This is a genomic window from Paractinoplanes atraurantiacus, assembly GCF_900215205.1.
GTDB classification, from domain to species: Bacteria; Actinomycetota; Actinomycetes; order Mycobacteriales; family Micromonosporaceae; genus Actinoplanes; species Actinoplanes atraurantiacus.
On sequence record NZ_OBDY01000004.1, the window covers coordinates 385970 to 404979 of the forward strand.

Below are 19010 nucleotides of genomic sequence, written 5' to 3' on the forward strand. Positions count from 1 at the left end.
AGAGGGCGCGCAGAGGTGGTGCTACTCGGCTGAGCGTGGGGCGGGAACGCTGACCGCCAGGCCGGAGTAGGCGGGGGCCGGGGAGACCGGCACCGCCCGGGGGCGGCGGCCCGGGATCAGGGCGAGGCCGCGGCCCGCCGACCAGTCCTCGACCCAGCCCAGGGCCATCACGACCAGGGCCAGCAACGCCGTCACCAGGATGAGGCGCCAGGAGATGCCGACCCAGCCGAAGATGGGCAGGCCGGTCGTGTTGGCCAGACGGACCACCAGCAGGATGAGCGGCACGTGCCACAGGTAGATGGTCAGGGCGCGGGCGTTCAGCACCTTGAGGATCCGCCACGACGGGATGCGCGGGTTCACGCTCAGGGCGACCAGGATGAACGCGGTCGACCAGAGCGCGTTGGCCAGCGGGATGTCGTTGAGGTCGAGGCCGCGCGGACCCGGGTGGGTCAGTGCCCAGGCCGCGCCCGCGGTGCCCAGCACGCCGGCCAACCACCACCGGCGCTGGTGGAGGACGCCGCCCGGCGACAGCATGCCGTCGTGATGGGCGAAACCCAGGAGCCACGCACTGCCGTACAGGCAAAGGTCTCGAATGATCGCCGGAGGCGTCAGCCCGGCGAAAGTGATCACCGCCAGGCCGAGGTAGGGGGCGATGATCGTGGGGAGCGGGAAGCGGCGGAACAGTGGCAGGGCCAGGGGGGACAGCAGCACGAACCACAGGAAGTCCCGCAGGTACCACATCGCGGCCAGGCCTTCGAGCCAGAAGCCGGTGGCCGGCGGGTCTTCGACCGGGAAGGCCCAGAGCAGCACCTTCCAGTCCCAGACCATGCCGCCGATCAGCATGAACGGGACGGCCACGCCCACCAGCACCCACAGCGCCGGCAGCAGGCGGTGCAGGCGCCGCTCGACCGCCCACGGACCGTAACGGTCGAGGGAGGCCGCCATCATGCTCCCGGCCAGGGCGAACATGACCGACATGGCCGGGAAGACGATCGTCAGGGCCGCCCAGCCGCTGGAGTGGTAGATCACCACTCGGACGGTTGCCACGGCACGCAAGAGGTCCAGGTACCGGTTCCGCATAGGGTTCGTTGTTACCCAATTACGGACGAGACCCGCAAATCAGCGTGAGTTATCCCATAATCGAAGGATTGTCCTATTTAGATCAAAAACCTAGCTTACGCAGCTGACGTGGATCGCGCTGCCACTCCTTGGCCACTCGAACGTGAAGATCGAGATAAACGCGGGTGCCGAGCAGGTTCTCGATCTCCGTGCGGGCCTGGCTGCCGACGTCCTTGAGGCGGGCACCCTTCGCGCCGATCACGATCGACTTCTGGCTGTCCCGCTCCACGTACAGATCCGCGAAGATCTTCGTGACGCCGTTCTCGACCATCATTTCCTCGACGAGTACGGCGATGGAGTGCGGCAGCTCGTCGCGGACACCCTCGAGCGCGGCCTCGCGGATCAGCTCCGCGATCAGCACCTGCTCCGGCTCGTCGGTCATCACGTCGTCGGGGTAGAGCTGCGGCGACTCCGGCAGATGCTTGACCAGCACGTCCACCAACGTCTGGACCTGATGCCCAGAAACCGCGCTGACCGGGACGATCTCGGCGAAATCGTACAGCTCACTCACCGCAAGCAAATGCTTGGCCAACGTCGCCGGATCAACCAGGTCGACCTTGGTCACCACCGCGATGATCGTCGCTTTGAGCTCGGCCATCTCGGCCGAGATGAACCGGTCGCCGCGCCCCACCGGCTCGTCCGCCGGGAAACAGACGCCGATCACGTCGACCTCGCTCCACACCTCACGCACGAGATCGTTCAGCCGCTCGCCGAGCAGCGTCCGCGGTCGATGCAACCCGGGCGTGTCGACCAGCACGAGCTGCGAGTTCTCCTGGTGCAGGATGCCACGGATCACGTGCCGGGTCGTCTGCGGCTTGTTCGACGTGATAGCGATCTTCTGCCCGATGATCGCGTTCGTCAGCGTGCTCTTGCCGGCATTGGGCCGCCCGACGAAACACGCGAATCCGGCACGATAGACATCATCGACCACAGCGGCCCGCGACGCTTCCTGGTGCCGGTGCCGCTTCTTCCGAGGCCCACGGTGGTCACTCTGAGCAACAACGTCAGGGGCTTCGGAGGTACGCGGGGTGTCCGCCCCCGCCGGCTTGGACCGCCCGGAACTCTCGCCGGCGACGGGCCGCCAACGGTTCACACTCGCCCGGGGCTTGCGCGTCTTGGCTTCCCCGCCGAGCGTCACGTCCCGCGGCCGCGTGTCAACAGCACCCGGCCCGGCGACCCCACGACCCGCCCCGCCACGCTGACCAGCGGTCCTTTGCCCGCCCGCACCGCGCGAGTCGGCACCCTGCCCGCCCGCACCGCGCGAGTCGGCACCCTGCCCGCCCGCACCGCGCGAGCCGGCACCCTGCACGGCCGCACCGCGCGAGTCGGCACCCTGCCCGGCCGCACCGCGGGGCTCAGCACCCTGACCGGCCGCAGCACCACGCTGGCCATCGCCCGGCCCGGCCACACCTCGGCTCGCACCACCGCGCTGACCGGCGCCCGGCCCGGCGGCCACACCCCGGCCCGTACCGCCGCGCTGTCCCGCGCCCCGGCCGGAGCCCGAACCGCCCGCGCTGTCCGTCCGGCGGGCCGCACGCCTTTCCTGCCGGCGAAGCTCGTTCCGCTCCCCCGCCGTCAGCCGCCGCTGCTCCCCACCGGAATCGGACCGCTGGCCATCGGAAACGGACCGCTGGCTACCACTACCGGACCGCTGGCTACCACTACCGGACCGCTGGCCACTGGTACCGGACCGCTGGCCACTGGCACCGGAACGCTGGCCACCGGCACCGGAACGCTTACCGTCCGCCGGCCGCTTGCCTCGGGGCGTGTCGTCGGCCCGGCGGGCCGTGCCCGGGCGCTCCTCGCGTGCGTCGCTCATGCTGTGACCGTGCTGCGGAGGGTGCCGGCCGGGGCCGCCACGTGGATCGGGGCCGACGAGGCCAGGTCGCGCACTGCCGCGTGGCCCGCGCCCTCCAGGTCGGCCGCCTCGGTCACTACCGCCGCCGCCTCGATCTTTGTCGCGCCTGAGGACACCGCCGACGCCACCGCCAGTTGCAGCGCACTGATCGCCAGCGACGGCAGCGCCACGGTGGCCGCCGCGTACGTGCGGCCGTCCTGATCCCGTACCGCCGCACCCTCAGCCGCACCCACCCGGGCCCGGGCCGATCGCGCCAGAGTGACCAGTTTGTTGTCCTCAGCGCTCAAAGCGAAAGTCTCAGGCATCCGCGGTTTGTCTTTCCTCGTTCTCGGAGTCGGCAGGCGACTCGGCTGTGTCTTCGTCCTGCTCGGGCTCGACCCGGCGCACCAGCACCGAGTCGATGCGGTTGCGCCGGCCGGTCGTTCCCTCGGCGACCAGGTGCAGGCCGCCCACGTCGACGGTCGCGCCCGGGATCGGCACCCGGCCCAGCGCCTGGGCCAGCAGGCCACCGACCGTCTCGACCTCGTCGGCCGGCAGCTCCACCCCGAAGATCTCGCCGAGATCCTCGATCGGCAGCCGGGCCGTCACCCGCACCGCGCCGTCGGGCAGGTGCTCGACCGGTGGGCGCTCGACGTCGTATTCGTCGGTGATCTCGCCGACGATCTCCTCAAGGATGTCCTCGATCGTGACCAGGCCCGCCGTGCCACCGTACTCGTCCACGACGATCACCAGGTGGGTGCGTGCCGCCTGCATCTCCGAGAGCAGGTCGTCGACCGGTTTCGACTCGGGCACGAACGTCGCCGGCCGCATCAGGTCGGCCACCGCCTCGGCCGTCGACGCCGGGTCGCCGGACTGGGTGCGGCGGATCACGTCTTTCAGGTACAGCAGGCCCAGCACGTCGTCGACGCTCTCGCCGATCACCGGGATGCGCGAGAAGCCCGAGCGCAGGAAGAGGTAGAGCGCCTGCTGGAGGGTCTTCGAGCCCTCGATCCATACCATCTCGGTGCGGGGCACCATCACCTCGCGGGCGATCGTGTCGCCCAGCGTGAAGACCGAGTGGATCATCTCGCGCTCGCCGTGCTCGACGACGCCGCGCTGCTCGGCCAGGTCGACCAGTTCCCGCAGCTCCACCTGACTGCCGAACGGGCCCTCCGGGAAGCCCTTGCCCGGCGTCACCGCGTTACCGATCAGGATCAGCAGCGAGGCCAGCGGGTTGAGGACCTTGCCCAGCCACCGCACGAGCGGCGCGGCCGCGCGGCCCACCGCGTACGCGTGCTGGCGCCCCACCGTGCGCGGGGCCACCCCCACCACCACGAAGCTCACCACGGTCATCGTGCCCGCGGTGACCAGGGCGGCCGTCCAGCCGATGCCCCAGCTGTCGACCGCGACCAGAGCGACCAGCGTGGTCGCGGTCAGCTCGCAGAGCAGCCGCAGCAGGAGCAGCAGGTTGAGGTGGCGGACGACGTCGGAGGCGACAGCGGTCAGCGCTCCCGCGCCCCGCTCGCCCTCACGGGCCATCTCGCTCGCGCGGGCCGGCGACACCGAGCCCAGGGCCGCGTCGGCCATCGAGGCGAGGCCGGCCAGCAGCACCAGCAGCACCGCGAAGATGATCAGTTGCAGGTCGGGCAGGCCGGCCGAGACGCCGGCCGAGCCTGCCGCGATTAGATTGGCGGGGTCCATGGTCAGCCGGTCTTCCGGCTGGCCCGCCAGGCCTGAAGGAGCTTGTTCTGCAGGCCGAACATCTCGCGCTCCTCCTCCGGCTCGGCGTGGTCGTAACCGAGCAGGTGCAGCGCGCCGTGCACGGTCAGCAGGTGCAGCTCATCGGCGGCGGAGTGCCCGGCCGCGGCGGCCTGTTTGGCGGCCACCTCGGGGGCCAGCACGATGTCGCCGAGCAGCGCCGGCTCACCCGTGCCGGCCTCGCCGGGACCGTGGTCGACGCTGCCCTCGTCCATCGGGAACGCGAGAACGTCGGTGGGCCCGTCACCACCCATCCAGCGATGGTTCAGCTCGGCCATGTATTCGATGTCGACGAGCAGGATCGACAGCTCGGCGAGCGGGTTGACCCCCATCTCGTCGAGCGCGTACCGGGCCACCGCGAGGATCGCGTCGGTGTCGACCTCGACTCCCGACTCGTTGGCGATCTCGATGGACATAGTGGTGCGTTTACCCCTTGATCAGCGCCGTCGCCCGGACCGGCCGCCGCTGGCGGCCCGCCCCGGCACGGCGTGGACGGATTGAGTTGAGCTCTGTTCCTGCTCGGCGTCGTACCTGGCGTACGCGTCGACGATCTCCGCCACCAGCCGGTGCCGGACCACGTCGGAGCTGGACAGCTCGGCGAAGTGGACGTCCTCGACATTTTGCAGGATCTCGCGCACGACCTTGAGACCACTGGTGGTCCCACCCGGCAGGTCGACCTGCGTGACGTCACCGGTAACAACGATCTTGGCACCGAACCCGAGCCGGGTCAGGAACATCTTCATCTGCTCGGGCGTCGTGTTCTGCGCCTCGTCGAGAATGATGAACGCGTCGTTGAGGGTGTTGTGGGTCACGATCAGGTCGTCGGTGACGTAGAGCGAGTCGGCCGCGCCCACCTGGATGCAGACCGTCTCGGTCTCGCCCATCGGCTCGATCTCGTGGACGAACCGCATCGGGCGGCCGCCCTCGGACACGTCGTATGCATCCCGCTTGCGACCGAGCCGGAACGGCACGATCCCCTCGGGCAGGCGGATATCCAGGACGAACGCGTCGTTCCGGTACTCCACCGCTCGGCCGTTGGCAGATCCGGGCTTGCGGCCGGCCGCCACCCGGCGCCGCCAATACGCAACACCGCCGAGCGAACGGACAAGGAAGACCACGTCGTCGCGCAGCCGCTCGGAGCAGGTCGTGTACTGGATGCGGCAGGTGCGGCCGCTCTGTGTGACCGGACCGCCGTCGCTGTCCAGCAAGCCCTGCAGCACCGCCAGTCGTACCTCGGCGCTGTTCTGCAGGTATACCTGCGGGACGAATTTCGTGTGGGACTTGCTACCGGCGAGACCCAGTTCGCGGAGCGCGACGGTGACCGGGTTGTGCACGATGACGCCGCCGCGCCGGCCGTTGACGTGGCGCAGAACGTAATCGACACCACCCTTGTGGCGGAGCTCGATGTCGGGCAGCGCCGCCTCCAGCGCCTCCGCCAACTCGGGGTCGGCGGTGGCGAAGGCCGGCGTGGTGGTCGTCGTCAGACAACCGTCACCGAGCAGAAGACCCAGCGCGTACGCGTCGAGCGGCACCTCCTGCGGGACGAACTCCACCGCGTCGACCAGCGGAAGCTCGTACCGGTGAACCGGACCCCGGCGCAGGTTGCCGATCATGTCCTGCGTCTGCAGGACACGCCACGGACGGCCGTGACTGCGGTCGTCCACGGAACGGACGGTCCACAGGTGCTCGCCGCAGGCCAGCGTCGAGGCGCCGTCCTGCGTCGTCACCCGATAGACCTCCTTGCGGCCCTGGGGGTAGACGCCCAGCACCGGCGTCGGGAGACCGTCCGAGCCGACGACCAGGTCGCCGACCCGAAGATCGCCGATCTGGCGCCAGCCGTCGGGCGTCAGCACGTTCGCCGTGAGCGGCTGGGCCCGGCCACGCATGTACGCCAGCGGAGCGACCTCGATTGTTCCGGCCGCCATCAGGCGCGGGATCGACTCGGGGTCGAGCATGTCGTGCAGGGCGTCGTAGAGCGGCCGCAGATACGGGTCGATCTTCTCGTTCAGAGTGCCGGGCAGGAAGCCCAGGCGCTCGCCCGCCTCGACGGCCGGCCGGGTCAGGATGAGGCGGCTGACCTGCTTGGCCAGCAGCGCCTGCACGGCCTTGGCCATCGCCAGATACGTCTTACCGGTACCGGCGGGGCCGATGCCGAAGACGATCGTGTTCTCGTCGATGGCGTCGACGTAGCGTTTCTGGCCCAGCGTCTTGGGACGGATGGTCTTGCCGCGGCGGGACAGGATGTTGAGGGTGAGCACCTCGGCCGGGCGCTCGGCGGTCTCGTCCTCCAGCATCGCCACGGTGCGGCGGACCGAGTCGACCGAGAGCGTCTCGCCCTTCTCGATGAGCTCGATGAGCTCGGAGAAGAGGCGTTCCGCGGTGGCGTTCTCGGCGGGATCACCGGTGATGGTGATCTCGTTGCCGCGAACGTGGACGTCGCTGGCGAGAGTTCGCTCGATGAGCCGCAGGATTTCGTCCTTGGCACCCAGGAGGTTCACCATGATCTTGGGGTCGGCGACCGAGATCTTGGTTTGCACCCGCGCCGAGCTGCTGGAGCCTGCGCTGGAAGGGTTCGGCGTACCGGTCATAGGGCGGCCTGAAAGGCCTCCGCCACCTGCTCTCGTTCTCGGCGTCACCCAACCCTGGGCGGCGTGCTTCGAAGGAAGACTGCCATCGTATCCGCTAGGTCGCCCGGACGCCGATGCCATTATCGCCGGGCAACCCTGAGGAAAACCCTAGGAGGCCCCGTCGGAGGCCCGGCCTCCGTCGAAGCCCTCCTGCACCCGGGCGAACCGGTAGGTGGCCCAGTGCATCGTGACGACCTCGCCGGTCGAGGAGCGGGTGAGCCGCAGCAACTCCCCCGCCTCGCGGCCGGAGACGGTACGGAGCACGTCCGGCTGCCCGGCCAGCGGCTCGAAGATCGCCGGTGGGGTGTCGGCCGGCGCCTCGGCCGAGCGAGCCTGGAGCGCCCCGCCGTGCCAGGAGAAGACGAACTGCGAGCCCTCGCCCCACCACGGCCCGAGGATCGAGCGGTACTGCGGCGGCGCGGGCGGCGCCGCCCGCCACGGGCGGATCTCGGCCGGGTCGAGCTCGGCCGACAGGCTCAGCAGCTCCGGCACCAGGTCGTTGATCTCGCCGGCGGTGCCCGAGGAGCCGAGCACGGCGACGGCCAGCCCGTCCGGGATGCCGTTGCCGCGGCGGCCGTAGGCGCCGGCCAGGAAACCGGGCATGGCGCCGTCGTGGCCGACGTCGACCACCCGTTTGGGGTGCGGGACGAGGATGAGGCCGAGGCCCCAGCCGACGCTCCAGAGCGTGTCGTTGGCGGTGGTGGCCGGGAAGCGGGCCTCCTCCAGCGTGGCCGCGGCCAGCACCTTGCCGTCGGGGTCGATCAGCTCGGGGTGGGCCAGGAACGAGGCCCAGGTCGCCATGTCGCTCGCCGTGCTCCACAGCTGGGCGGCCGGGCCGACGCCGCCGAGGTCGGTCTGCGGCTCGGGCCGGGCGGCGTCGGAGTACGCGTCGACGATGTAGCCGACCGCGGCCTGGGCCGGCGGCTCGAGCGTGGTCGCCGTGAGCCGCAGCGGGTCGAGGATCCGCTCCTGGAGCACGGTCGCCCAGGTGCCGCCGCGCAGCTTGGCCACGAGCTGGCCGAGGACGGCGAAACCGAGGTTGGAGTAGTGGAAGCGGCGCGCGTTGGGCAGCACCCGCTCGGCCCGGTCGAGCTCGGCGATCAGGCCGGCGTCGTCGGGGGCGACCAGGGTGTCCCAGACGTCGCCGTACGGCTCACGCTGGAACCCGGAGGTGTGCGAGAGCAGCCGCCGGACGGTGGCGTCGCCGTGCGCGGGCACGTCCAGGTGCTTCGCGATGGGGTCGTCGAGGTCGAGCAGCCCCTCGTCGCGGCACTGGAGCACCAGCACGGCGGTGAAGGTCTTGGTGATCGACCCGATCCGGAACCGGGTGTCGGGGTTCAGCGGGCGGCCCGGGTCGCCGGAGTCGCCGACAGTGAAGACCCAGGGCTCGCGGTCGGCCCGGTGCAGGGCGACCGACAGGGCGGGGACGCGGCCCTCGGCCTGCGCCTTGCGGGCGGCCCGCTCGTAGCGGTCCTCGGCGCTCATCGGGGCGCCAGCATGGGTCCGAGCGGCTCGCCGCCGAGAACGTGACCGTGGACGTGGAACACTTCCTGCCCGGCGTACACCCCGGTGTTGAAGAGCAACCGGAAGCCGTCCGCGAGAAGCCCCTCGGCCTCGGCCACCGCGGCGGCCGCGCTCAGCAGATCGGCCGAGACGGCCGGATCCTGGCGCGCGAGGGTGACCACGTCGGGGTGATGGGTCTTGGGGATGACCAGCACGTGCACGGGCGCCTTGGGGTCGATGTCCCGAAAGGCGAGGGTGGTGTCGGTCTCGTGCACGACCGTCGCAGGGATCTCCCCCGCGACGATGCGGCAGAACAGGCAGTCGGTGTCCACCTCGCAGATCTTAAGCTCACTCGCGTGAACCACAGTGATGGGAGCGCTTCCATGGACGATGTCGAGCAGTTGCTCGGGCAGTTGACCCTCGAGGAGAAGGTGTCGCTGCTGGCCGGGCAGGACTTCTGGTCGCTGCCGGCGATCGAGCGGATCGGGTTGCGCTCGCTGGTGATGTCGGACGGGCCGATCGGCGTACGCGGGACGGGCTGGGCCCCGGACGATCCGTCGATCGCGCTGCCGAGCCCGACGGCGCTGGCCGCGGCGTGGGACGTCGAGCTGGCCGAGCGCGCGGGCCGGCTGCTGGGGCTGGAGTCGCGGCGCAAGGGCGTGCACGTGCTGCTGGGGCCGACGGTCAACATGCAGCGCACCCCTCTGAACGGCCGGCACTTCGAGTGCTACTCGGAGGATCCACTGCTCAGCGGTGAGATCGCGGCCGGCTTCGTGCGCGGCGTGCAGGGCGAGGGCGTCGGCACCACGGTCAAGCATCTGGTCGGCAACGACTTCGAGACGGACCGGATGGAGGTCGACGTCCGGATCCCGGAGCGGGCGCTGCGCGAGATCTACCTGGCGCCGTTCGAGCGGGTCGTCGAGGAGGGCGGCTGGGGCGTGATGAGCGCCTACAACGCCGTGAACGGGCTGCCGATGGCCTCCAACGGGCCGCTCCAGCAGGTCATCCTCAAGGACGAGTGGGGCTTCGACGGCGTCGTCGTCTCGGACTGGCGGGCGGCGCGGGAGACGCTCGGCGCGGCCATGGGCGGCCTCGACATCGCGATGCCCGCGCTGGAGAACCCCTGGGGCGACAAATTGGTTGCTGCGGTACAAAACGGCGACATCCCCGAAGAGATCATCGACGACAAGGTTCGGCGGGTGTTAAGACTGGCCCAGCGGGTGGGTGCGCTCGGGACAAAACTGACAAGTCCGATTGAGTACGACGGTGACGCCGTCGCCCACGAGGTCGCGACCCGCTCGTTCGTGTTGGTTCGGAACGAGCACTACACGTTGCCACTGGAAGCGGCCGCCCTCACAAAGGTCGCGGTGATCGGCGCCCTGGCCACGGACGCGAGAGTGCTCGGCGGCGGCAGCGCGCAGGTCTCACCACCCCACACGATCTCGCCGCTCGACGGGCTCTCCCGCGCGCTGTCCGGAGTGGACGTCGAATACGCGATCGGCGCCGACCCCCGCCCGTTCCTCCCGGCCGCGCACGGTCCGCAGTGGTCGGACACGCGGGTCACGGTCGGCAGCCACTCGTTCACGGTCAACCCGGCCGCCGTCCGCTGGATCGGTTCCCTGCCCGGCGGCCTCGACCCCCACGACGTCGAGTCCATCGTGCTCGAGGCCACCTTCGTCCCGGACGTCGCGGGCGAGCACACCTTCGCCGTGTCCGGCTTCGGCACGTTCGAGCTGAGGGTCAACGGCACATTGTTGTACGAGGGTTCGCTGCACCCGCCGGGCACGGGCCGCGCCGACCTCCTCCTGTCGCCGCGCGAGCAGCGGGTGACGGTCGAGCTCGAAGCCGGCGTCCCGGTGCCGGTCGTGCTCCGCCAGACGCTCGAGCGCGGCCTGGCCCACTCGGTCGCCACGACCCTGGGTCACCGCCCGCCGTCGCCCGACGCGGACGGGATGATCGAGGAGGCGGTCCGCCTGGCCGCCGGCTCGGACGTGGCGGTGGTCGTGGTCGGCACGACCGAGCAGGTCGAGTCGGAGGGCTTCGACCGGGCGTCGCTGGCCCTGCCGGGCCGGCAGGACGAGCTGGTGTCGCGGGTGGCCGCGGCCAACCCCCGCACGGTCGTGGTGGTCAACGCCGGCTCGCCGGTGCTGATGCCGTGGGCCGAGGAGGTGGCGGCGATCCTGCTGACCTGGTTCCCGGGCCAGGAGGCGGGCGCGGCCCTGGCCGACGTGCTGCTCGGCGTGGCCGAGCCGGGCGGGCGCCTGCCCACGACCTGGCCTCGGCTGGAGGAGGACTGCCCGGTTCTCGCCGTCGAGCCGCGGGACGGCGTGGTGGCGTACGACGAAGGCGTCTTTGTCGGTTATCGGGGTTGGTTGCGCTCGGGCGTGGCACCTCTCTACGCCTTCGGTCACGGTCTGGGCTACACCTCTTGGCGGTACGAGGAGATGGCCGTCAACGAGAGCGAGGCGGTCGTGACCCTGACCAACACGGGAGCGCGGGCCGGGCGTGAGGTCGTGCAGATCTACGTGGGGCCGTCGCCGGTCGACCCGAACCGTCCGGAGCGCTGGCTGGCCGGCTTCGAGAACGTCGAGGCCCGCCCGGAGGAGACGGTGACCGTGCGGATCCCGCTGCGACCGCGCGTCTTCGAGATCTGGGACGGCGGCTGGAAGCGGGTGCCCGGCGAGTACCGGATCATCGCCGGTCGCGCGGTCGACGCCCCGCAGATCACCGCCACCCTGACGATCTAGCTAGTTTCCGCCGAGCAGCAGCAGGCGCAGGCGGCGCAGCAGGTCGTCCGGCTTGAACGGCTTCACGACGTAGTCCCCGGCCCCGACGTGGAATCCGAAGTCCACGTCGAGGTCGCGGGCGCGTCCGCTGCACATCAGCACGGGGATGCCGTGCGTCGCCGCCGAGGCGCGCAGCTGGTGGCAGACGGTGAGGCCGTCCAGGCCGGGCATGTCGATGTCGAGGATGACCGCGTCCGGGCGGCTCGCGCGGACCATGTCCAGGGCGGTGGCGCCGTTGTCGGCGGCGATCACGCGGAAGCCGGCCCGCTCGAGCTTGAACGTCATCAGCTCGCGGACGTCCTCGTCGTCGTCGGCCACCAGCACGACCGGCTCGTCGGCCGGCCGCCAGCTCGCCATGCCCGCGTCATCCAGCTTGAAGGACAGCTTCATGGCCCCACCATCGGCCCACGCCCGGTGGGTATGAGAGAAGTCAGCTTCGGCTCTGCCACGCGGCCCACAGGGTCGCGTACCGCCCGCCGGCCGCGACCAGGTCGTCGTGGGTGCCCTCCTCCAGCACCGAGCCGTGCTCCAGCACGATGATCCGGTCGGCGCCGGCGGCCTGGGTGAGCCGGTGGGCGACCAGCAAGGTGGTACGCCCCTTGGTCGCGCACAGCGCGGACTCCTCCAGCTCGCGTGCCCCGGCGCTGCCGGCCTCGGCGGTGGCCTCGTCGAGCACGGCGACCGCGGGGTCGAGCAGCACCAGCCGGGCCAGGGCGAGCTGCTGCCCCTGGGCCGCGGTCAGCGGATGACCGCCCTCGCCGACAATGGTGTCCAGCCCGTCGGGCAGGGCGCGGGCCCAGTCGAGGGCCCCGACCCGTTCGAGCGCGGCCTCGGCTTCCTCCCGGTCGGCGTAGGGTGCGGCCAGCCGCAGGTCCTCGATCAGCGGCCCGGCGAAGACGTGCGTCTCCTGGCTGATGATGGCCACGATGCCCGGCGCGAGCTGGTCGACCGGGACGCCACCGACCGCGGCCGTGCCTTCGGAGGGCCGCAGGATGCCGGCGGCGATGGAGGCCACGGTGGTCTTGCCGGCGCCGGTGGACCCGACCAGCGCCACCCGCTCACCGGGCGCGACCCGCAGACTGATCCCGTCGAGCACCTTGACCCGGTCGTCATAACCGAAGGTGACGTTCTCCAGGGTCAGCTCGGCGGTCCGCAGCGGCGCCGTCCCGGCCGGCGCGACCGGCAGCGTCCCCACACCGACCAGCCGGGCCAGCCCGGCTCCGGCGGCCTGGATCTCGTCGAAGGTGAACAGGATCATCGAGATCGGGTTGAAGAGCCGGTGGAAGAGCACGGCCGCGGCGGCGGTCTCACCGACGGTGACCCAGCTTTCCCGCACGAACCAGAACCCGGCGACCAGAATCGTGGCGAGCCCGAGCAGCTCGGCCCGGTTGATCCGCCCGACGAACCGGGTGAAGAGCGTGAAAACCCCGACGGAAAGATCGCGCGCCCGGGCCGAGGCGTCGTCGATGGAGTTCAGGTGACGGCGTTCCAGCCGGTACGCGTGCACGGTGCGCACACCTTGAAGACTCTCCATGAGCAGCTGCGACCGGGCGCCGATGGCCGAGCGCTCGGCGGCGTAGATGGGCGCCGACCGGGGCAGATACCAGCGAAGAGCCAGAAGATAGGAGGGTACGGCGGCCAGCCCGGCCACGCCGAGCCGCCAGTCCAGCCCGAACATCGCGGCCAGACTGAGCACCCCGAGCAACAGCGCCGAGATGACGGTCGGCAACACCTCACCGGCCGCGTTACCGACGGCGGCGACATCGGCACCGACCCGCGAAAGAAGATCCCCGCGCCCCGCCCGGTCGAGAGTCTGCCCCGGCAGACGAAGAGCGACCCCCACGGTCTCCTCCCGCAGCCGGGCCAGGATCCGCTCCCCGAGCCGGCTGACCAGCGCCGTGGTGGCCCCCGCGGCGATGCCCCCGACAAGCGCGGCCACGACGACAAGCACCGCGATGGGCACAAGGCTGGTGTGCGAGGCGTCATCCCGTACGAGATCGACGAGCCGCCCCAGCGCGGTAACCGGAACCACCGAGGCCCCAGCCGCAACCAGCCCCACGGCAAAGGTGAGCGCCAGTTCCCCTTTGCGCTCCCGAAGCTGCCGGCAGAGCCAGGCCCACGTCTCCCCGGTGGAGGCGATAGGCAGAAACGAATCGCTCACCGAAGCGCCACCCTTCCGCGCCCACCACTCCAGCGCGCCACCCCGCGCAATGTCCCCCGGTCGAACAAATCCGACTTGCCGGTCATCGGAGCACCGCCGCGCGGTAGGTCTCGTCCGTAGCCGCGAGTGACGCATGTGTGCCGGTCGCGACCACCTCGCCGTCGCGCAGGACGATCACGCGGTCGGTGACGGCCAGCAGCGCGGGGCTTGTCGTGACCAGCAGAGTGCCCAGGGTCGAGCCTGGGCGGTGGCGCAGGTCGCGGATGCCGCGGGCGATCGCGTGTTCGGTGACCGCGTCCACGGCCGTGGTGGGCTCGTGCAGGACCAGCAGTCTCGGCTCGGCCAGCAGCGCCCTTGCCAGCGCCAGCCGCTGCCTCTGGCCGCCGCTCAGGGCCGCGCCGCGGTCGGCGATCGCGTGATCCAGGCCGTCGGGGTGGGCGGCCACCACGTCGTCCGCCGCCGATGCCACCAGCACGCTCGGCAGATCCGATTTTTCGGGGTTTATGAGGTTCTGGCGGATCGTGCCGGAGAAGAGCTCGGGATGATGCGGGGCGACCAGCACGTCGGGCGAACCGTCGTCGAAGAGCTCGACCAGGGCGGCCGCGTCCGACTCGGCCACCACGCCGACGCATTCACCACCCCGTACAGAAGGAATGGGAATTTGACCTGGGGGTGGGCTTTCCGGCGAAACCGACAGAACCGCCGCGATCCGCTCGGCCGACGCGCGCGACGACGCGATCCAGCCGGGCGCCGCCGAGAGCGTCCCGAACGGCTCGCCCAGGAACGCCGCCAGCCCGATCACCGTCACCAGCTCGCCCGGGGTGATCCGCCCGCTCAGCGCGAACCAGCCCGCCAGGATCGCGATTCCGCAGGCCAGCAGCGTGCTCACGGTGGAAGAGGCCGCCTGGAAGCGCCCCATCGTCCGCGCCGCCCGCAGGGTCGCCTCCAGCGATTCGCCGCTCACCTCGCGGTAGCGATGCGCCGCCGCCTCCTGCGCGCCGATCCCGCGCAACGGCCGCAGCCCGGTCACCAGATCCGTCGCCAGCGACGCCGCCCGGCCGGCCACTTCCTGCCGGGCCGCGACGCGCTTCGTGATTCTGGGCGCCGCCCTTTGCAACGCCAGCAGCACCAGAGGTGTCCCTATCAGGACAACCAGTCCCAGCCGTACGGAGATGAGGCAGAGCCCGACCGCGGAGATGGCCGTGGCGACCAGGGCGCCGAAGATGCGCGGCAGATAGTCCAGCAGGTAGGAGGTGGTGTCCGCGTCGGTCGTCGAGATCGTCAGCACGTCACCGGTACGCACCTCGGTCCGCGGGTCGAGGACCTTCGCCGCGACCTCCAGCCGCAGCAGGTGGGCCTCGTCGGCGATGGCCCGCATGAGCAGGCGCGCGCCCAGACGATAGGCAGTGGTCAGGGCCAGGAAGAGTACGGCCAGTACGCCCACCCACAGCACCAGCTGGCCCAGGTCACGGGTGGCCACCGCCCGGTCGACGATCACCCCGATGAGGATCGGCACCAGCGCCTCGCACGCCTGGTGCACACCGATGAGAAAGGTGCCCAGCGTGACCTTGCCCCGATTGCGGAGGAGCGCCCGCCACAGAATGTTCACGACAGCAGCCCAGCAACGCCGCCGGCCGCCCTCCGGCCATGACCGACCGTGACGTCACGCACCGCGAGACTCACCGCTTCCTCCCTTGCCGCAGCAGCACCCACACGAAACAGCTCCCACCCACACCGGGCAGCCGTCGCCGCCCAGTCACGCATGACCGGTCGGCCCTGCCACCGCACCGCCCTGACGCCGACGATCAGCACCGGTCGACCCTCGCTGCAGCGTCGCCTGATCGCCCCCACCGCCTGATCGCCCGGCCGCCGGGCCGTCTGGCCGCCGGGCTGTCCCAACGCTCGATCGCCCTCTGCCCAGCCGTCTGGCCGGCCAGTTGCTCGGCCAGCACCGGTCATTCCCTCGTCGCCGGTCCGACGGCCCCACAACACGCCGTCGGCGACACCGCAGGCGCCGCAAACAAGATCGAAAGCCCTGGCCTGCCATTGGCGACATGCCCGAGCACCGGGAACAAGAGGCCCACCCGGGTTGCGGCATCCGGGCACGGCGATCGCCGCGATCTTCGACTTCGTCCCGGCTGCGGTCTCTTTGCGGCCGGCAAAGATCCCGAAGTCGCCGAGGCCGGTGATGGCAGGCGCGGTGGGTTCGGCGCCGATGACGAAGTGGGCCGGCCGGGACGCTTCAACGTATGGCGCCGGCCGGGACGCTTCGACGCGTGGCATCGGGCGGGACGCCTCGACGTATGGCACCGGGCGGGACGCCTCGACGTATGGCGCCCGGCGCGTCCTCGTTCCTAGCCGGCGGGGACTGCCTCGGCCCGATCGCGAACACCACGACGACCGGGCCGGCCTCACGTCGCCGGCCCCGTGGGGTGTCCCCTGCCGCCAAATCGCCGCTGATGCGGCCACCTGGAGTTTCACCTTCATGATGGACCACCGCCGCGCCGGCGCGAGCCGCGCGATTCCCCACAGTGCGAGAGGTACGGCACCAACGACGGCGGGCCGCACGGACACGCGGGCGGCCGGCCGCAGCACACAAGTGCGGCGCCCGAACTCAACACTCATCGGCGCCCGGCCCCACCCGGCGGATCGGCGCTCATCGAAGACCGCGCCGAGCGGCGGTCGCCGTGCGGGTCCCGGCCGGCCCGTGGCGCGCTTCCCGGGAGCCGACCGGCTTGATCCACGTTCATCGGGTACCGACCTTGGCCCGGCGGATCCGCCAGATCAAGACCGGAGCGCCCGCGAAATCCTTCGCCGCGCCCACCGGCGGCTGGACCGGCCGGATGGCGAGACGGCCGGCCGGCAGCACCGCGAAGATCCGGCGCGGCCGCCCGCCGGGGCTGCCGGTCCGCCGGCGGCGGTGGGGTGGCTGGACGCGCGGATGTTGCAGTGCGCGTCAGAACCATGACGGAAGGCTAGCCTAGCCAACCCGTTGTTACGTGATCACCTTCATGTTCTCAGCAAATGTGACTGTGTGTGATGAGAGCCGCTTTCACTCTCCGTAATTTCAGCCTATAGTGGGAGGCGCCTGGTTGGTCCGATTTACCCGTAAGGAACGCTCCCATGACGCTCCCCGTCCTGCACGCCGACGCCACGTACCGTGACCTCGCGCCGATGATTCACCGTCAGCGTCTGGTCGTGGAGGGTTACCCGACGTATGTGATCACCGCCGAGCACATCAAGGACTATCTGTCGAAGCTCTCGGTCGTGACCGACATGATCACGCTGATCGAGCCGGTGACCCACTGCAGCGACCTCTACGGCTGGGCCGGCTGGATCCACTGGGAGACCTCGGGCGCGCACTTCTACTCGTGGGAGCGCCCCGTCTCGTTCTTCAGCGTCGACATCTACACCTGCAAGGCCTTCAACCCGGAGAAGGTCGTCGCCTTCACGGCCGAGTACTTCCGGACCACCGAGATCGTCGCGAAGGGCTTCTGATGTCGTACTCGCTCTCGTTCTCCGAGGTCAGCCTGCTCTCCGCCGCCGCCCTGGACGCGCACCCGTCGGCCGGCCGTTTCGTCGCCCTGGCCGTCGGCCCGTCCGACCCGCTGGCCGGTGTGGCCCGCACGGTCGAGCGGCAGGTGTTCGAGCAGACGTTCGGCAACGACGCCGACGAGATGGCCGCCGAATACGGCCCGTACGAGGAAAACAGCCTTTTCTTCCTGGTTCTGGACCGCCGCACCGGCATGCCGGCCGGCGCCGGGCGCGTGATCGACGGCGGCGGCAAGACGCTTGACGAGGCGCCCGACCTGATCGGCAAGGACCTCTCGGAGATCGTCGCCGCGCACCGGATGCACGACGGCCGGATCTGGGACTTCGCCACGGTCGGCGTGCTTCCCGCCTATCGGGGTGGCAAGTCGGGCCTGATGGTGAGCTCGCTGCTCTACCGCACATTCCTCAAGGCGGGACACCGCGCGGGCGTACGTCATCTGGTCGCCCTGCTGGACCACCGCGCCCACCGCAACCTGGCCCTGCTGGGCGTCCAGTTCGTTCCGATGGCCGGTTCCGCCCCGTTCGCCTACCTCGGCTCCCCGTCGACGATGGCGCTGCACGTACCGTTCGCCGACATCGAGCCGTCGCTGGCCCGCCAGAGCCGCCTGCTCCGCCGCCTGGGCGCCCCGTTCAGTGGCGAGATCCGCGCCAAGGGTCTGCGCCGCCTGGTGATCCGCCGCCTCGGCGCCAAGATCTCCCACCAGGTCTCGACCGGTTCGGGCCTGGACGCCCACATCACCCTGCCGGGCTTGGAGCGCCGCCGCCCCCTGGCCAAGCACGCCTGATCTTCGATCTACCAGCGTCCGAGGCGGGCCGACAGGACCGACAGGGCGGCGACGCCCGCCGTCGAGGTGCGCAGCACTTCACGGCCGAGACGAACGGCAATTGCGTTTGCTTGTACGAACGTGTCGCGCTCGGCGTCGCTGATGCCACCCTCGGGGCCGACCACCAGGACGATCTCACCCTCGGACGGAAGGTCCGCTGTGGTGAGACGCTCGGTGGCCTCCTCGTGCAGGACGAAGGCCGCAGCCGCCTCGGACAGCCGCGCCGCGACCTGCTTGGTCGAGCAGTCCGGATCGCCGCCGACCTCGGGCAGCCACGCCCGGCGGGCCTGCTTGGCCGCCTCACGAGCGGTGGACGCCCAGCGTTCCCGCGACTTGAAGCCACGATCACCGCGCCACTGCGCCACCGACCGGGACGCCGCCCACGGCACGATCTCGTCGACACCGATCTCGGTCATCGCCTGCACGGCCAGCTCGCCCCGGTCCCCCTTGGCGATGCCCTGCACGACCACCAGACGCGGATCGGGCGCCGCCACCAGTTCCCGCTCGACGACCTCGACGTCGACGCTGCCCTTGCCGACCGCGGTGACCCGTCCGGTCACGCTGCCACCCCGCCCGTCGGCGAGGATCAGCGACTCACCGACCCGCAGCCGCTGCACGGTGGCGGCGTGATGCCCCTCGGGACCGTCAAGCGTGCAGGTGCCCCCGACCGGCAGGGCGTCAACGAGGAACAGCGGCGCAGACACTCCCGCACGCTACCGAACCATCGGTCCGGCCCGCCGCTCAGTCACCCTTCTCGCCCGTACGTTTGCCGGCCGCCTTTGCCCGGCCCGTCACCTATTCCCGCCCCGTACCCCTTTGCCCGGTGCCTTAGCCCGGCCCGTC

14 protein-coding genes and 3 pseudogenes are annotated in these 19010 nt (G+C 70.9%); 3 read left to right on the forward strand and 14 right to left on the reverse strand.

Annotated elements, in window-relative coordinates; translation table 11 throughout:
* Window positions 1-21: 21 nt before the first annotated feature.
* From CRP55_RS13775 to CRP55_RS13810, 10 genes and pseudogenes are all read right to left on the reverse strand, one after another.
* Window positions 22-1047, reverse strand: a complete 1026-nt coding sequence (locus tag CRP55_RS13775; protein WP_245922972.1) for an acyltransferase family protein — start codon at window positions 1045-1047, stop codon at window positions 22-24.
* Between the two features lie 115 nt (window positions 1048-1162).
* Window positions 1163-2050, reverse strand: a complete 888-nt coding sequence (era, locus tag CRP55_RS13780) for a GTPase Era (RefSeq protein ID WP_097320247.1) — start codon at window positions 2048-2050, stop codon at window positions 1163-1165.
* A gap of 884 nt (window positions 2051-2934) precedes the next feature.
* The gene (locus tag CRP55_RS13785) at window positions 2935-3282 is read right to left on the reverse strand and encodes a cytidine deaminase-like protein (RefSeq protein ID WP_097320248.1); all 348 of its coding nucleotides are present in this window, start codon (window positions 3280-3282) and stop codon (window positions 2935-2937) included.
* The gene (locus CRP55_RS13790; RefSeq protein WP_097320249.1) at window positions 3275-4657 is read right to left on the reverse strand and encodes a hemolysin family protein; all 1383 of its coding nucleotides are present in this window, start codon (window positions 4655-4657) and stop codon (window positions 3275-3277) included. The genes CRP55_RS13785 and CRP55_RS13790 overlap by 8 nt, the downstream gene beginning before the upstream one ends.
* Window positions 4658-4659: 2 nt before the next feature.
* Window positions 4660-5130, reverse strand: coding sequence for an rRNA maturation RNase YbeY (gene ybeY / locus CRP55_RS13795; RefSeq protein WP_097320250.1), 471 nt, complete (start codon window positions 5128-5130; stop codon window positions 4660-4662).
* A 21-nt stretch (window positions 5131-5151) separates the two neighbouring features.
* Window positions 5152-5517, reverse strand: a pseudogene (locus tag CRP55_RS54520) (PhoH family protein); the annotation flags it as partial.
* Window positions 5518-5775: 258 nt separating this feature from the next.
* Window positions 5776-6600 (reverse strand): annotated as a pseudogene (locus CRP55_RS54525) (LAGLIDADG family homing endonuclease); the annotation flags it as partial.
* A pseudogene (locus CRP55_RS54530) lies at window positions 6589-7302 on the reverse strand (PhoH family protein); the annotation flags it as partial. The pseudogenes CRP55_RS54525 and CRP55_RS54530, both read right to left, overlap by 12 nt.
* Window positions 7303-7449: 147 nt before the next feature.
* Window positions 7450-8826 carry a serine hydrolase domain-containing protein gene (locus tag CRP55_RS13805; RefSeq protein ID WP_097320252.1) on the reverse strand — a complete coding sequence of 459 codons (1377 nt, stop codon included), beginning with the start codon at window positions 8824-8826 and terminating at the stop codon, window positions 7450-7452.
* Window positions 8823-9176, reverse strand: coding sequence for a histidine triad nucleotide-binding protein (locus CRP55_RS13810; RefSeq protein ID WP_097320253.1), 354 nt, complete (start codon window positions 9174-9176; stop codon window positions 8823-8825). Before CRP55_RS13810 ends, CRP55_RS13805 begins: the two co-directional genes overlap by 4 nt.
* Window positions 9177-9227: 51 nt before the next feature.
* Here CRP55_RS13810 and CRP55_RS13815 point away from each other — a divergent pair, with 51 nt between their 5' ends.
* Window positions 9228-11591, forward strand: coding sequence for a beta-glucosidase (locus CRP55_RS13815; RefSeq protein ID WP_097320254.1), 2364 nt, complete (start codon window positions 9228-9230; stop codon window positions 11589-11591).
* Here CRP55_RS13815 and CRP55_RS13820 read toward each other — a convergent pair whose 3' ends face one another.
* From CRP55_RS13820 to CRP55_RS13830, 3 genes are all read right to left on the reverse strand, one after another.
* Window positions 11592-12020, reverse strand: a complete 429-nt coding sequence (locus CRP55_RS13820; protein ID WP_245922973.1) for a response regulator — start codon at window positions 12018-12020, stop codon at window positions 11592-11594.
* 40 nt (window positions 12021-12060) lie between these two features.
* Complete coding sequence (locus CRP55_RS13825; protein ID WP_245922974.1) at window positions 12061-13791, reverse strand: ABC transporter ATP-binding protein; 1731 nt, start codon at window positions 13789-13791, stop codon at window positions 12061-12063.
* Window positions 13792-13873: 82 nt separating this feature from the next.
* Window positions 13874-15400, reverse strand: a complete 1527-nt coding sequence (locus CRP55_RS13830; RefSeq protein ID WP_097320256.1) for an ABC transporter transmembrane domain-containing protein — start codon at window positions 15398-15400, stop codon at window positions 13874-13876.
* A gap of 1514 nt (window positions 15401-16914) precedes the next feature.
* Between CRP55_RS13830 and CRP55_RS13835 the strand changes: the two genes are divergently transcribed.
* Together CRP55_RS13835 and CRP55_RS13840 are read left to right on the forward strand one after the other, a co-directional pair.
* Window positions 16915-17289: an S-adenosylmethionine decarboxylase gene (locus CRP55_RS13835; protein ID WP_097320257.1), complete on the forward strand. Its 375-nt coding sequence runs from the start codon at window positions 16915-16917 to the stop codon at window positions 17287-17289.
* Window positions 17289-18128, forward strand: a complete 840-nt coding sequence (locus CRP55_RS13840; protein WP_097320258.1) for a hypothetical protein — start codon at window positions 17289-17291, stop codon at window positions 18126-18128. Before CRP55_RS13835 ends, CRP55_RS13840 begins: the two co-directional genes overlap by 1 nt.
* Window positions 18129-18136: 8 nt before the next feature.
* Here CRP55_RS13840 and CRP55_RS13845 read toward each other — a convergent pair whose 3' ends face one another.
* The gene (locus tag CRP55_RS13845; protein ID WP_097320259.1) at window positions 18137-18871 is read right to left on the reverse strand and encodes a 16S rRNA (uracil(1498)-N(3))-methyltransferase; all 735 of its coding nucleotides are present in this window, start codon (window positions 18869-18871) and stop codon (window positions 18137-18139) included.
* Window positions 18872-19010: the final 139 nt, after the last annotated feature.

Bases quoted from the DNA above. Each gene is read 5' to 3' on its own strand.
- CRP55_RS13785 (WP_097320248.1), bottom strand. From the start codon at position 3,282: ATGCCTGAGACTTTCGCTTTGAGCGCTGAGGACAACAAACTGGTCACT.
- CRP55_RS13790 (WP_097320249.1), bottom strand. From the start codon at position 4,657: ATGGACCCCGCCAATCTAATCGCGGCAGGCTCGGCCGGCGTCTCGGCC.
- ybeY (WP_097320250.1), bottom strand. From the start codon at position 5,130: ATGTCCATCGAGATCGCCAACGAGTCGGGAGTCGAGGTCGACACCGAC.
- CRP55_RS13805 (WP_097320252.1), bottom strand. From the start codon at position 8,826: ATGAGCGCCGAGGACCGCTACGAGCGGGCCGCCCGCAAGGCGCAGGCC.
- CRP55_RS13815 (WP_097320254.1), top strand. From the start codon at position 9,228: ATGGACGATGTCGAGCAGTTGCTCGGGCAGTTGACCCTCGAGGAGAAG.
- CRP55_RS13820 (WP_245922973.1), bottom strand. From the start codon at position 12,020: ATGAAGCTGTCCTTCAAGCTGGATGACGCGGGCATGGCGAGCTGGCGG.
- CRP55_RS13835 (WP_097320257.1), top strand. From the start codon at position 16,915: ATGACGCTCCCCGTCCTGCACGCCGACGCCACGTACCGTGACCTCGCG.
- CRP55_RS13840 (WP_097320258.1), top strand. From the start codon at position 17,289: ATGTCGTACTCGCTCTCGTTCTCCGAGGTCAGCCTGCTCTCCGCCGCC.